This window comes from Streptomyces sp. NPDC048484, from assembly GCF_040651415.1.
GTDB lineage: Bacteria > Actinomycetota > Actinomycetes > Streptomycetales > Streptomycetaceae > Streptomyces.
Genome location: NZ_JBEZJY010000019.1, coordinates 88,993 through 101,883, shown reverse-complemented (window position 1 = coordinate 101,883; position 12,891 = coordinate 88,993). Strand labels below are relative to the sequence as shown.

The following is a 12,891-nucleotide window of genomic DNA, read 5'->3' as shown; positions in this document are numbered from 1 at the left end:
GCGACGGACGGCCTGCCGACCTGGGTGGTTCCTTGCCCCACCCGGCCCGCGGACCTCACTGACCCGGTCCTCGTTGTCACTCTCACCTTCAGAGTGCTAACGCCAATGATTAGCACTCGACCCATGCGAGTGCAAGCGCCTCTCGATGATCCGCAGGTGGGAGCAGGTGAGAGCGAGGCGAGAGCAGGAGGGAGGAGGAGGCGACATCAGGTGACGGGGGCAGCGCCCCGGCATGCCGAAGGGCCCGCACCCATGGGGTACGAGCCCTTCGGAAGAAGAACGTCGCTGCAGTAAGTCGGCGCGTGCTTCAGCCGGTCGCCAGTCGGACCATGTCCGCCTGCGGCCCCTTCTGGCCTTGCGAGATCTCAAAATCGACCCGCTGACCCTCTTCCAGGGTGCGGTAGCCGTCCATCTGAATCGCGCTGTAGTGGACGAATACATCCGCACCACCGTCGACCGCGATGAAGCCGTACCCCTTCTCCGCGTTGAACCATTTGACGGTGCCCTGAGCCATGCCTAACTCCCCTATTACTGGCCCTTGCACGGACCCGCACTTCGCGGACCCGGGTCAGACCTCACCCCCCAACGGTTGGGGGTGTGCGCCGGAACGCGTCGACCGCGGCCGAATGTATCCGTCCAACTGCCCTCTGCAACAGGTCAATCCGACGAGAATTCCGGGCGCGGCCGATCGGGAATATGTGAAGGATTCGAGAAGTTTCAGGGCAAGTCGGGCCCCGCGAATGCTATAAACGGCTCAAAAAGGCCGGGCACTTTGGCTGCTTCTTGTCGGGCCCCGGGCGTGAACTCAATGCGCCGGACGGGCGGAACGAAGCAGCTTCCCCAACTGTACCGCGCTCAACCATATAGAATTGCCCCCTCCGTTTCTCTCACGGAGAGGGCAATTCGATGAACTCTGCGTGTTCGGCATTACCCAGGGTAATTTTCAGCCATCACGCGAAGGCGCTCAGCCCCCGGCGACCGCCGGGATGATCGAGACGCCGGCGCCGTCCGGCGTCGCCGTCTCCAGCCCCTGCTCGAACCGGACGTCGTCGTCGTTCACGTACACGTTGACGAACCGCCGCAGCTTCCCCTGGTCGTCCAGGACCCGGGCCGCGATACCGGTGTGGTTGTTCTCCAAGTCGGCGATGACCTCGGCGAGGTTCGCACCCTCGGCGGCCACTTCGGCCTTACCGCCCGTGTAGGTGCGCAGAATGGTGGGGATACGGACGTTGACACTCATGGGGCAGGACCTCCGTCGGGTGTGGCTGGCGTACAGCGCCCCCGTAAGGGGCGCGGGGAACCGCTGCGCGACCGGCCCCCACCGGCCCGCAGCGTGAGAACAACGACTACGAGACGGCCAGGAGACGACCGGGAGACGGCCAGGAACCTAGGAGACGACTAGGAACCGAGCCCGGCCTCGTGGAAGGAGTCCAGGTTCGGGCGAATGGTGGCGGTGAGCCCCGTGTCGGAGGCCACCGCGTCCAGGGTCTTCAGACCGTCCCCGGTGTTGAGGACGACAGTCGTCAGAGTCGGGTCGAGCAGACCGCTCTCGATCAGCTTCTTCGCGACCCCCACCGTCACACCGCCGGCGGTCTCCGCGAAGATCCCCTCGGTCCGCGCCAGCAGCTTGATCGCGTCCACGACCTGCTCGTCGTTCACGTCCTCCACGGCACCCCCGGTACGGCGTGCGATGTCGAGCACGTACGGACCGTCGGCCGGGTTGCCGATGGCGAGCGACTTGGCGATCGTGTTCGGCTTCTGCGGCCGTACGACGTCGTGACCGGCCTTGTAGGCGACGGACACCGGCGAGCAGCCCTCGGCCTGGGCACCGAAGATCTTGTACGGCTTGTCCTCGACGAGGCCGAGCTCGATCAGCTCCTTCAGGCCCTTGTCGATCTTCGTGAGCTGGGAACCGGAGGCGATCGGCACGACCAGCTGGTCCGGCAGCCGCCAGCCGAGCTGCTCACAGATCTCGTACGCCAGGGTCTTGGACCCCTCCGCGTAGTACGGCCGCAGGTTGACGTTGACGAAGCCCCAGCCCTCGCCGGCCGGGTCGCCGATCAGCTCGGAGCAGAAGCGGTTCACGTCGTCGTAGTTGCCCTCGATGCCGACGAGCTCGCCGCCGTAGACCGCGGCCATGACGACCTTGCCCTGCTCCAGGTCGTGCGGGATGAACACACAGGAACGGAAGCCGGCCCGCGCGGCGGCGGCGCCCACCGCGCCGGCGAGGTTGCCGGTGGAGGAGCAGGAGAGCGTGGTGAAACCGAAGACGCGGGCCGCTTCGATGGCCTGGGCGACGACACGGTCCTTGAAGGAGTGCGTCGGGTTGCCGGAGTCGTCCTTGACGAAGAGCTTGCCGGCGTCGACACCCAGCTCACGCGCCAGGTTGTCGGCCTTGACGAGCTTGGTCCAGCCGGGGTTGATGTTCGGCTTGTCGGCCACGTCCGCGGGGACGGGCAGCAGGGGCGCGTAGCGCCAGATGTTCGCCGGCCCCGCCTCGATCCGCTTACGGAGTTCCTCCGTGTCGTAGCCCGAGAAGTCGTACGCGATCTCCAGCGGGCCGAAACACTCCTCGCAGGCGAAGACCGGACCGAGCGGCACGCGGTGGCCGCATTCGCGGCAGGAAAGCGCGGCGGCGGGGCCGAGATCGACGGTGTTCGCGGAGCTCGCGGCGGAGGTGGAGGGGGAATTCGTGGTGCTTGCAACTGTCTGCGCAGCCATGGAGGCGAGGCCCTTTCTCCTCATCTTCCTCACGACGCACTTCGCCGTGAGACGGATTTGGCACCTTCCCGAGCCGGGAGCCTCGCTGCGCTGATCGGCGATGATCAGGACGAGACCGGCTGGAGGGTTGCCGGGGCTTCAACGGGCCGTATCCCTCTGCCCCTCTGGATGAGCGGTATTCAGTTGTGAGTGCGGAGTCGTGATTTTAGTTGTACACGCAACAACCCCCGACATGCGATGGTCATCAACGCTGCTGAAAACTGTAACCGAAGGCCTGGATGGTGGAGAGAGCCGTCCGAACCGCGAGATGACCGTCACAGCCGGCCACTGTCGCGGCGGGCACAAGCATCCCGATGAACGCAAGGGAGAGCCGCACGTGCTGGAAGACGTCGAGCGCTGGCTGAGCACGCGCTCCTGGTCCGTCGAGGACCGCCCGCTCCAGAAGATCGTCGCCGCGAAACGGTCCGCCGGCTCCACGGTGAGCGTCGTACTGCCCGCGCTCAACGAGGAGGAGACCGTCGGCGAGATCGTCGCCGTGATCCGCCGTGAGCTGATGACCGCGAAGGTGCCGCTCGTCGACGAGATCGTCGTCATCGACTCGGGGTCGACCGACCGCACCTCCGAGGTGGCCGCCGCGGCGGGCGCCCGGGTCGTCCACCGCGACGACATACTGCCGCGCATCCCGGCCGTGCCGGGCAAGGGCGAGGTGCTGTGGCGCTCGCTCCTGGTCACCAGCGGGGACATCGTCTGTTTCATCGACGCGGACCTGAAGGAGTTCTCGTCGGACTTCGTCTCCGGGATCGTGGGCCCGCTGCTCACGGACCCCGGTGTCGACCTCGTCAAGGCGATGTACGACCGCCCGCTCGGCCAGGTGGCAGGCCAGGGCGGCCGGGTGACGGAACTCATGGCCCGGCCCCTCCTCAACATGCACTGGCCGCGGCTGGCCGGCTTCGTCCAGCCGCTCGGCGGGGAGTACGCGGCCCGCCGCTCGCTCCTCGAACAGCTCCCGTTCCCCGTCGGCTACGGCGTGGAGCTGGGCATGCTGGTCGACTCCCTGCACCTGGTGGGCCTGGACGCGTTGGCGCAGGTCGACGTGGGTGTGCGCAAGCACCGCCACCAGGACGGCCAGGCGCTCGGCCGCATGTCCGCGGCGATCTACCGCACGGCCCAGCTGCGGCTGGCCCGCGGCCACCTGATCCGGCCGTCGCTCACCCAGTTCGAGCGGGGCGAGAACGGCTTCGAGCCGCGTACGTACTCGGTGGACATGGAGGAACGGCCGCCGATGATCGACATCACGGAGTACGTGAAGCGACGCGCGGCGTAGCTCACCTCGCGGCGCTCCCCGCGGCGCGCGGCGCGCCGCGGGGAGCGCCGTGCGGGAAGCGCCGCGGGGAGCGCCGTTGTGGTCCGCCGCACGCCCCCGCCGGGCGCCGGGCGGGGGCGCAACCTCCCGTACGCGGCGAGTGGAACGTTTGAGCGGATACACCTGGGGCTAGATTTCGAGTCATGGCTTCCACCCGCGGTGACCGCGCCACCCACTCCGTCCTCGTCGCGTCCAACCGCGGCCCGGTCTCGTACACGAAGGACGAGTCCGGCGAGCTCACGGCCAAGCGCGGCGGAGGCGGACTCGTGTCGGGCCTGTCCGCCATCGGCCCGGACGCGGGCGCCCTGTGGGTCTGCTCGGCCCTCGGCGACGGCGACCGCGAGGCGGTACGGCGCGGGGTCGGCGAAGAGGGCGTACGGATGCTCGACATCGACGCCGACACCCACGCCGCCGCGTACAACGGCATCGCGAACTCCGCGCTGTGGTTCGTCCACCACATGCTGTACCAGACGCCCCTGGAGCCGGTCTTCGACGCGGAGTTCCGGCGCCAGTGGGCGGCCTACGAGACGTACAACCACGCCTTCGCCGAGGCGCTGGCCGAGGAGGCGGCGCACGGTGCCGCCGTCCTCGTACAGGACTACCACCTGACGCTGGTGCCACGGATGCTCCGCGAGCTCCGTCCCGACCTGCGCATCGGCCATTTCTCGCACACGCCGTGGGCTCCGCCGGACTACTTCCGGCTGCTGCCGGACGACATCGCGGCGAAGGTGCTCGACGGGATCCTCGGCGCCGACCGGGCCGCGTTCCTCACCCAGCGGTGGGCGGACGCGTTCACGCAGTGCTGCGAGGCCGTACTGGGGCCGGACTTCTCCTCCGACACGCGGATCGGGGTGCACGGCCTCGGGGCGGACGCGGACTTCCTGCGCGAGCGCTCGCACCGGCCGGACGTCGACGAGCGGACGGCCGCGCTGCGGGAGCAGATCGGCACCGCCCCGGACGGCGGCGCCCGGAAGACGATCGTGCGGGTGGACCGGACCGAGCTGTCCAAGAACATCGTGCGCGGACTGCTGGCGTACCGGCAGTTGCTGGACGAGCGGCCCGAGTGGCGCGAGCGGGTCGTGCACGTGGCGTTCGCCTACCCGTCGCGCCAGGACCTGGCGGTCTACCGCGACTACACGGCCGAGGTGCAGCGGGTCGCCGACGAGATCAACTCCCAGTACGGGACGGCCGGCTGGACCCCGGTGGTGCTGCACGTGAAGGATGACTTCGCGCGCTCACTCGCGGCGTACCGGCTGGCCGACGTGGCCCTGGTGAACCCCATCCGCGACGGCATGAACCTCGTCGCGAAGGAGGTTCCGGTCGTGTCGGACGACGGCTGCGTGCTGGTGCTGTCCCGGGAGGCGGGGGCGTACGAGGAGTTGGGCGAGGACGCGATCGTCGTGAACCCGTACGACGTGTCGGGCACCGCGGACGCGTTGCACGAGGCGCTGTCGGTGCCGGTGGGTGAGCGGGCCGAGAGGACGAAGCGGTTGGCCGCGGCGGCGACCGCTCTGCCTCCCGCGCAGTGGTTCCTCGACCAGCTGCGGGCGCTGGACGCGTAACGCTCCGCGGGTCCGGTCGATCGACAGCCGCCGGGCCGGTGGGGGCTGGGCGCGCAGTTCCCCGCGCCCTCCAGGGGCCCCCTGAGGGGCGCCCCTGGAGGGCGCCCCTAACGGGGCGCCAAGTGGGTGGCCAGGGACGTGAGCAGCCCGACTACTCCCTCCGGGCCGTTCACCACCAGGTCGGAGCGGTCGGTGAGTTCGGTGACCTCTGTGCTGCCGCTGCACACCAGGAGGCCCGGGATGCCGTCGGAGCGGAGTTTCTCGACGGCGGCGAAGGCCGGCAGGTCGCCCAGGTCGTCGCCGCAGTACATGACCGACCCGGCGCCGACGTCGCGTACGTACTCGCCGAGGGCGACGCCCTTGTCCATGCCCGCGGGGCGCAACTCCAGGACCATCCTCCCCGGTTCGACGATCAGGCCGTGCTTCTGGGCGAGCTGGGCCAGGGGTTCACGCAGGGCCTCGAAGGCGGCCTGGGGGTCCTGGGCGCGGCGGGTGTGGACCGCGACGGCCCTGCCCTTCTCCTCGATCCAGCTGCCCTGCCAGGCGCCGATCCCGTCGAGGAAGCCGGGCAGTTCGGCGCGGACGGCGGCCACGCCGGGGTGCGGGGCGGGGGCCCGGACGGTGCCGGTGACGGCGTCCCAGCGCTCCGCCCCGTAGTGACCGAGCACCACGAGGTGGTCGAGGCCCGGGACTCCGGCGAAGCCTCCGTACCGCACGGCTACACTCGCCGGCCTGCCGGTGACGACGGCCACCGACGCCACCTTCGGGGCCAGTGCCGCAAGGGCGGGTACGGCGTCCGGGTGGGCGCGGGCCTGTTCGGGGTCCGGGACGATCGGAGCGAGTGTGCCGTCGAAGTCGAAGGCGAGTACGGCCCTGTGGGGCCGCGCGAGGATGGCGTCGAGACCGTCCCGGCCCGCCGCTGTCACGGGCCTCGGAAGCGACGATGAGGACGATGAGTCGGGGTGACTGGCCATGCTGCGACCTTATCCGCCGGGGTGCGGTCCTACGCCTCCGCGTTCCGGCCCCGCCGCCTCCGCGTTCCGGCCCCGCCGCCTCCGCATTGCTGCCCCGCCGCCTCCGCGTTGCCGGCCCGCACTCCGCGGTGGTCACACCCCGCACCCCGCACAGGCCGTGGCGGCTGAATCACACCTCCCGCCCGGTCCGGCGCACCTCTCTCACCCGCCGCAGCCGGTTGACCGTCACCGGGTCGTGGGCCAGGGCCCGCGGCGCGTCCAGGAGGGCGTTCAGCAACTGGTAGTAGCGGACCGGGGCGAGCCCCAGCTCCTCCCGGATCGCCCGCTCCTTGGCCCCCGGCGTACTCCACCCCCGCCGCTCCAGCGCGAGGACGGCACACTCCTGCGGGCTCAACCCCTCGTCCTCCATACCCGACACGCTAACCGCTGCCACCGACACAGGCTCTCAGGGCGCCGTCGGAGCTACTCCGCAGCCTGCGCCGCCGTGGCGGCCCGCTGCAGATTCTCCAGGGTCGCCGCCGGGTTCCCGTTCGGGCCCACGGCCTTGCCGATCTGCTGCTTGATGTCCGCGCTGACCGCCGCCCAGGACGTCTGGCCCACGGGATACAGCTCGGCGTTGGGCAGTTCGCCGAGGAAGTCGACGAGGTCCGCGTCGTCCTTGTCGGCGGCCATCACCTCGGAGGCGGACGACGTCACGGGCAGCAGGTCGTACTCGCGGGAGAACGCGAGCACGTTCTTGTCGCTGTACACGTAGTCGAGGAAGTCCCCGATCTGCTCGCCGTGCCCGTTCTTCTTGAACGCCATCATCCAGTCGGCGACACCCATCGTGGCCTTGGCCCGCCCCTCGGCGCCGGGCATCGGCACCATGCCGACCTTCACGCCGTTCGCGGCGGCGGACTTCATCAGCGTGGGGTGGCCGTTCAGCATGCCGACCTCGCCGCGCGTGAACGCCGCGAAGGCCTGCGCGCGGTTGAGCTTCGCGGGCTCGACGGGCCCGGTGAGGCCCTTGTCGACCAGCTTGTCCTTGAGCCAGGTGAGGGTCTCGACGTTCGGCTTCGAGTCGAGGCTGTAGGAGCCGACCGAGTCGGTGTACCCGTCGCCGCCGCTGAGCAGCCACATCATGGTCTCGGCCTGCGCCTCCTCCGGCCCGAGGGGCAGCGCGTACGGGTACTTCACGCCCTTGGCCTTGAGGGCCTCGGCATCGGACGCGAGCTCGCTCCAGTTCTCCGGCGGGGTGAGCCCGGCGTCGGCGAAGAGCTTCTTGTTGTAGAAGAGCAGCCGCGTGGAGGAGGCGAAGGGCATGCCGTACTGCGTCCGGTTCACCTGCCCGGCGGCGGAGAGCTGCGTGACGAAATCGGACTGGGTGTTTATGGAGAGCACGTCATCGGCCCGGTAGAGCTGCCCCGCGGCGGCGTAGTCGGCGTACGCGCCGATCTGTGCCAGGTCGGGCGGGTTGCCGTCGTCGACCATCGCCTTGACCTTGGCGTCCACGTCGTTCCACGAGTAGACGCTCACCTCGACGTCGACACCAGGGTGCTTCACCTCGTACGCCTTGGTCAGTTTGTCCCAGTACTTCTGGGAGCTGTTCGCCTGGGAGTCGCCGTAGTCGGCCGCCACGAGTCTCAAGGTGACGTCCCCGGACCCGGTGGAGCTGCCGCAGCCCCCGAGAGCCGCCGTCACACCCAGTACGGACACCACCGCGATCAGACCTGTCACTCGCCGCTGCACTGCTGCCGTCCCCAACCCTGTCGCCGCATCCGCGTACCGCTCGTCCGCGCACCCACGGATTCGCTCATGCGATCGCATCTTTCGATTAGCAATTTTCGCTCTAAGGTCTACACCACGTGAGTGGACTAGACCTCTCACGGGGTAAGGGGCGACACTGTACGTGTGAGACACGTCATCGCCCTGGATGTGGGCGGCACCGGGATGAAGGCCGCCCTCATGGGGGCGGACGGCGAACTGCTGCACCGGGCCCGCCGCACGACGGGCCGGGAGCGCGGCCCGGACGCCGTGATCGAGTCGATCCTCGGCTTCGCGGCCGACCTGTGTGCGTACGGCGAGCGCCACTTCGGCGAGCCCGCGAGCGCCGCCGGTGTCGCGGTCCCCGGCATCGTGGACGCCGACCGCGGCATCGCCGCCTACTCGGCCAACCTCGGCTGGCGGGACGTACCGCTGCGGGACCTGCTCAGCGAACGGCTGCACGGAGTGCCGGTCGCCCTCGGCCACGACGTACGCTCCGGCGGCCTCGCCGAGGGCCGGATCGGCGCGGGCCGGGGCGCGGACCGCTTCCTGTTCGTACCGCTGGGCACGGGCATCGCGGGCGCGATCGGTATCGACGGCCGGGTGGAGGCGGGCGCGCACGGCTTCGCGGGCGAGATCGGCCACATCGTCGTACGCCCCGGGGGCGCCCCCTGCCCCTGCGGGCAGCGCGGCTGCCTGGAGCGGTACGCGTCGGCGGCCGCGGTCAGCGAGGCATGGGCGAAGGCGTCGGGCGACCGGGACGCGGCGCACTGCGCGAAGGCCGTCGAGTCCGGGGACACCCGGGCCCTGGCGGTCTGGCAGGAGGCCGTGGACGCGCTCGCCGACGGGCTCGTCACCGCGCTCACCCTGCTGGACCCGGGCACCCTGATCATCGGTGGCGGTCTCGCCGAGGCGGGGGAAACCTTGTTCACACCGCTGCGGGCCGCCGTCGAACGGCGCGTCACCTTCCAGAAACTGCCGTCCATCGTCCCCGCGGCACTGGGGGACACAGCCGGATGTCTGGGCGCGGGCCTCCTCGCCTGGGACCTGCTGGGCACCCCTTCCGTCCCCGCTGTCCCCGCTGTCCCCGCTGTCCCCGCTGTCCCCGCTGTCCCCGCTTCGGAGGTAACCGCCTGATGACCACTGAGCGCACTTCTCCGCACGCCGTGGTCCTCGCCGGAGCGAACGTCGTACTCCCCACCGGAACCGTGCACGGCGGACGGCTGATCGTCGCGGACGGCCGCATCGCCGGGAGCGCTCCCGAGGGCGCCCCCGCGGTGGACCTGCGCAACCACTGGGTGGTGCCCGGCTTCGTGGACATGCACAACCACGGCGGCGGCGGGGCCTCCTTCACCTCGGGCACGGTCGAGGAGATCCTCAAGGGCATCCGCACCCACCGCTCGCACGGCACGACGACCCTCGTCGCCTCCACCGTCACCGGCGACATGGACGGCCTGGCCCAGCGCGCCGGACTGCTCTCCGAGCTGGCCGAGCAGGGCGATATCGCGGGCATCCACTTCGAGGGCCCGTTCATCTCCCCGTGCCGCAAGGGAGCGCACTCCGAAGAGCTGCTGCGCGACCCCGACCCGGCCGAGGTCCGCAAACTGATCGACGCGGCACGCGGCCGGGCCCGCATGGTCACCCTCGCCACCGAACTGCCTGGCGGCCTCGACTCCGTACGCCTCCTCGTCGAGAACGGCGTCATCGCGGCGATCGGGCACACGGACGCGACGTACGAGCAGACGGTGGAGGCCATCGACGCGGGCGCGACCGTGGCGACGCACCTGTTCAACGCGATGCCCACACTCGGCCACCGCGCTCCCGGACCGATCGCGGCTCTGCTGGAGGACGAGCGGATCACCGTCGAGCTGATCAACGACGGCGTCCACCTCCACCCGGCCTCCCTCCAGCTGGCCTTCCATCACGCGGGCGGCGGGCGGGTCGCGTTCATCACGGACGCGATGGACGCGGCGGGCTTCGGCGACGGCCGGTACATGCTCGGCCCACTGGAGGTCGAGGTGGCGGACGGCGTGGCACGCCTGGTGGAGGGCGGTTCGATCGCGGGCTCGACGCTCACGCTGGACCGGGCCTTCAGGCGGGCGGTGACCGTGGACCGGCTGCCCGTCGAGGACGTCGTCGCAGCCATCTCCGCCAATCCGGCCCGGCAGCTGGGCCTGTACGACCGGGTAGGCTCGCTGGAGCCGGGCAAGGACGCCGACCTGGTGGTCCTGGACCCGGACTTCGAGGTCAAGGGCGTGATGCGCCGGGGCGAATGGCTGGTCGAGCCCCCGACCAGCCCGACCGGCTGAGGCCCAGCCGGGGGAAAAGGCCGGCCGATTACATCCCAACTGTGCCGGTTCGCCCCCTTGTTGCCTCGCGGTGGCCGACACTGGGACTGGGCCGACCAGCGTTGTCTTTGACATGATCGGGCCTTCGGACAGTCAAGCGCGCTCGGCGAGCGTGTGCCCATCGGGGGAGGTCGGCCCAGGTGATCCTCACGGTCACGCTGAACACCGCTCTCGACATCACGTACCACGTACGGGCGCTGCGCCCGCACACGTCCCACCGGGTCACCGAAATGACCGAGCGGCCCGGCGGCAAGGGGCTGAACGTGGCCCGGGTGCTCGCGGTCCTCGGTCATGAGGTGACGGTGACGGGCTTCGTGGGCGGCGCCACCGGGCAGGTCCTGCGGGACCAGCTCGCGCACACGCCGGGTGTCGTCGACGCGCTGGTCCCGGTGAGCGGCTCCAGCCGCCGCACGATCGGAGTGGTCGACACCACGACCGGTGACACGACTCAGCTCAACGAACCCGGCCCCGCGATCACCCCCCGCGAGTGGTCCGCCTTCCAGGAGGCGTACGAGGTGCTGCTGCGGTCCTCCTCGGCGGTGGCCCTGTGCGGCAGCCTGCCACCCGGGGTGCCGGTCGGGGCGTATGCGCAACTTGTCCGCACCGCCCGGGCGTTGGCGGTCCCGGTGCTGCTCGACACGAGCGGCGAGCCGCTCCGGCGGGGCGTCGCGGCGCGCCCCGACATCGTCAAGCCGAACGCGGACGAGCTGGCCGAGCTCACCGGCGCCCACGATCCCTCGCAGGCCACCCGCGACGCGCGCCGGCGTGGCGCTCACGCGGTCGTGGCGTCACTGGGTGCGCAGGGGCTGCTCGCCCGTACGCCCGACGGGGACTGGCGTGCCACTCCGCCGCGACCGGTGCGGGGCAATCCGACGGGTGCGGGGGATTCCGTGGTGGCGGGGCTGCTGTCGGGGCTGGCGGAGCGGTTGCCGTGGCCGGAGCGGTTGGCTCGGGCGGTTGCGCTGTCCGCGGCGACCGTGCTGGCGCCGGTCGCCGGGGAGTTCGACCACTCGGCGTACGAGGAGTTGCTGGGCCGGGTGCTGGTGACCGGCGAGACCGCCGCGGCGTAGCACCCCGCGCCCCTGAAAACCCTGCGGTCAGCGGTCGGTACCCCGTGGTCAGTACCCCGTGGTCGGTACCCCGCGGTCAGTACCCCGCGGTCAGTCCTTGACCTGGCCGGCCTTCAGGCGGAGTTGGTCCAGGAGGACGTTGCAGTCGTCGCCCTGCTGGCAGGAGATGGAGATCGTGTTCGTGCCCTTGGTGAGGGCGGGATAGGAGTAGGTCTCCGTCCAGCCCTTCTCCCACTCGTTCTCCTTGGCACCCGTGAAGTTGCTCATGTTCAGCTTGCTGCCGAACTTCTTGCCGTTCACGGTGAGCGTCATCTTGGCGTCCCCGCCCGCGACGCTGTACCTCGTGAAGATGGTGTAGGTGCCGGCCTTGGGGATGTCGTTGACGGTCCAGGTGACCTCGGCGCCGACCTGGTTGAGACCCGTCACGTATATGCCGCCGCCCGCGCTCGCGCCCTTGATGTCCGACGCGGTCGACACCCCGGGGCCCAGCTTGAGGGCCTTCGCGTCGATCTCGGGAAGCTCGGCCGGGTCCGCGGCCTGCTTGGTGGACGACTGGCTCGGCTCGGCGCTCTCGCCGGCCGACGCGGCCGGACCCGCGGTGTCGTCGCCGCCCTTGTCGTCGTCCGAGTCGCCGCCCGTCATCGCGATACCGATGCCGATCACCACGGCGGCGACCACGGCGACGGCGCCGATCAGCAGAACCTTGGTGTTGGGTCCGCGGCCCCGGCCGCCGTGCCTGCTGTCGGGCGACTGCTGGTGCGCGGCGGGGGCGCCGCCGAAGGCCTCGGGCGCGGAGTGGTTCGCGTTCGGCTGCCCGTACGTGCCCTGCTGCTGGGGCACCTGCCCGTACTGCGCGGTGGCCGCGTTCTGTGCGGCGGACTGGCCGTACTGACGCTCACCGACCGGACGCACCCGGTTGACCGAGCCGGGGTAGCCGTAGCCACCCCCACCACTCGGCGGCTGGGCGCCGGCGGCCTTCCCGTCCTCGTACAGATAGCCGAACGGGTCGTCATCCTCGGGCGTGCTCGCGCCGTTGTTGCCGGGCGTCATCCCTTGGTCTCCTAGCGGGTGCGGTTCAGCTGCGGTACGGGGGATCGAAAGGCGAGCCTA

12 protein-coding genes and 1 riboswitch are annotated in these 12,891 nt (G+C 70.5%); of the genes, 5 read left to right on the top strand and 7 right to left on the bottom strand.

The genetic code is table 11. From position 1 onward, the window contains the following. Window positions 1–307: 307 nt before the first annotated feature. The 3 genes from AB0D14_RS20540 to thrC form a co-directional block, all read right to left on the bottom strand. Entirely contained in the window at window positions 308–514 is a 207-nt protein-coding gene (locus tag AB0D14_RS20540) for a cold-shock protein (RefSeq protein WP_007493268.1), read from the bottom strand. Window positions 515–964: 450 nt separating this feature from the next. After that, on the bottom strand, window positions 965–1,240 hold the full coding sequence (locus AB0D14_RS20535) for a MoaD/ThiS family protein (protein WP_362780956.1): 276 nt from the start codon (window positions 1,238–1,240) through the stop codon (window positions 965–967). Window positions 1,241–1,398: 158 nt separating this feature from the next. Next, window positions 1,399–2,721 carry a threonine synthase gene (thrC, locus tag AB0D14_RS20530; protein WP_362780954.1) on the bottom strand — a complete coding sequence of 441 codons (1,323 nt, stop codon included), beginning with the start codon at window positions 2,719–2,721 and terminating at the stop codon, window positions 1,399–1,401. A gap of 17 nt (window positions 2,722–2,738) precedes the next feature. After that, window positions 2,739–2,896, bottom strand: a riboswitch (SAM riboswitch). Window positions 2,897–3,097: 201 nt separating this feature from the next. Here thrC and AB0D14_RS20525 point away from each other — a divergent pair. Beyond that, window positions 3,098–4,045, top strand: coding sequence for a glucosyl-3-phosphoglycerate synthase (locus AB0D14_RS20525; protein ID WP_362780952.1), 948 nt, complete (start codon window positions 3,098–3,100; stop codon window positions 4,043–4,045). A 182-nt stretch (window positions 4,046–4,227) separates the two neighbouring features. Further along, complete coding sequence (locus AB0D14_RS20520) at window positions 4,228–5,646, top strand: trehalose-6-phosphate synthase (protein WP_362780949.1); 1,419 nt, start codon at window positions 4,228–4,230, stop codon at window positions 5,644–5,646. A 107-nt stretch (window positions 5,647–5,753) separates the two neighbouring features. Here the strand turns inward: AB0D14_RS20520 and otsB are convergent, their stop codons facing one another. The 3 genes from otsB to AB0D14_RS20505 all read right to left on the bottom strand — a co-directional run bounded on the left by otsB (window position 5,754) and on the right by AB0D14_RS20505 (window position 8,327). Beyond that, entirely contained in the window at window positions 5,754–6,620 is an 867-nt protein-coding gene (gene otsB / locus AB0D14_RS20515; RefSeq protein ID WP_362780947.1) for a trehalose-phosphatase, read from the bottom strand. 169 nt (window positions 6,621–6,789) lie between these two features. Next, a complete protein-coding gene (locus tag AB0D14_RS20510; RefSeq protein ID WP_362780945.1) occupies window positions 6,790–7,029 on the bottom strand; it encodes a DUF3263 domain-containing protein in 240 nt (79 codons plus the stop codon). Between the two features lie 53 nt (window positions 7,030–7,082). Continuing rightward, window positions 7,083–8,327 carry an extracellular solute-binding protein gene (locus AB0D14_RS20505; protein ID WP_362781143.1) on the bottom strand — a complete coding sequence of 415 codons (1,245 nt, stop codon included), beginning with the start codon at window positions 8,325–8,327 and terminating at the stop codon, window positions 7,083–7,085. A gap of 183 nt (window positions 8,328–8,510) precedes the next feature. On the opposite strand from AB0D14_RS20505, the gene AB0D14_RS20500 reads away from it, so the two are divergent. The 3 genes from AB0D14_RS20500 (at window position 8,511) to AB0D14_RS20490 (ending at window position 11,781) form a co-directional block, all read left to right on the top strand. Next, entirely contained in the window at window positions 8,511–9,500 is a 990-nt protein-coding gene (locus tag AB0D14_RS20500) for an ROK family protein (RefSeq protein ID WP_362780943.1), read from the top strand. Next, window positions 9,500–10,672 carry an N-acetylglucosamine-6-phosphate deacetylase gene (gene nagA, locus AB0D14_RS20495; protein ID WP_362780941.1) on the top strand — a complete coding sequence of 391 codons (1,173 nt, stop codon included), beginning with the start codon at window positions 9,500–9,502 and terminating at the stop codon, window positions 10,670–10,672. The genes AB0D14_RS20500 and nagA overlap by 1 nt, the downstream gene beginning before the upstream one ends. A 179-nt stretch (window positions 10,673–10,851) precedes the next feature. Beyond that, the gene (locus AB0D14_RS20490; RefSeq protein WP_362780939.1) at window positions 10,852–11,781 is read left to right on the top strand and encodes a 1-phosphofructokinase family hexose kinase; all 930 of its coding nucleotides are present in this window, start codon (window positions 10,852–10,854) and stop codon (window positions 11,779–11,781) included. 90 nt (window positions 11,782–11,871) lie between these two features. Here AB0D14_RS20490 and AB0D14_RS20485 read toward each other — a convergent pair whose 3' ends face one another. Next, window positions 11,872–12,831 carry a carbohydrate-binding protein gene (locus AB0D14_RS20485; RefSeq protein ID WP_362780937.1) on the bottom strand — a complete coding sequence of 320 codons (960 nt, stop codon included), beginning with the start codon at window positions 12,829–12,831 and terminating at the stop codon, window positions 11,872–11,874. Window positions 12,832–12,891: the final 60 nt, after the last annotated feature.

Excerpts from the sequence above, each read along its gene's own strand:
- AB0D14_RS20510 (WP_362780945.1), bottom strand. The coding sequence starts at position 7,029 with ATGGAGGACGAGGGGTTGAGCCCGCAGGAGTGTGCCGTCCTCGCGCTG.
- AB0D14_RS20535 (WP_362780956.1), bottom strand. The coding sequence starts at position 1,240 with ATGAGTGTCAACGTCCGTATCCCCACCATTCTGCGCACCTACACGGGC.
- otsB (WP_362780947.1), bottom strand. The coding sequence starts at position 6,620 with ATGGCCAGTCACCCCGACTCATCGTCCTCATCGTCGCTTCCGAGGCCC.
- thrC (WP_362780954.1), bottom strand. The coding sequence starts at position 2,721 with ATGGCTGCGCAGACAGTTGCAAGCACCACGAATTCCCCCTCCACCTCC.
- nagA (WP_362780941.1), top strand. The coding sequence starts at position 9,500 with ATGACCACTGAGCGCACTTCTCCGCACGCCGTGGTCCTCGCCGGAGCG.
- AB0D14_RS20540 (WP_007493268.1), bottom strand. The coding sequence starts at position 514 with ATGGCTCAGGGCACCGTCAAATGGTTCAACGCGGAGAAGGGGTACGGC.
- AB0D14_RS20520 (WP_362780949.1), top strand. The coding sequence starts at position 4,228 with ATGGCTTCCACCCGCGGTGACCGCGCCACCCACTCCGTCCTCGTCGCG.
- AB0D14_RS20485 (WP_362780937.1), bottom strand. The coding sequence starts at position 12,831 with ATGACGCCCGGCAACAACGGCGCGAGCACGCCCGAGGATGACGACCCG.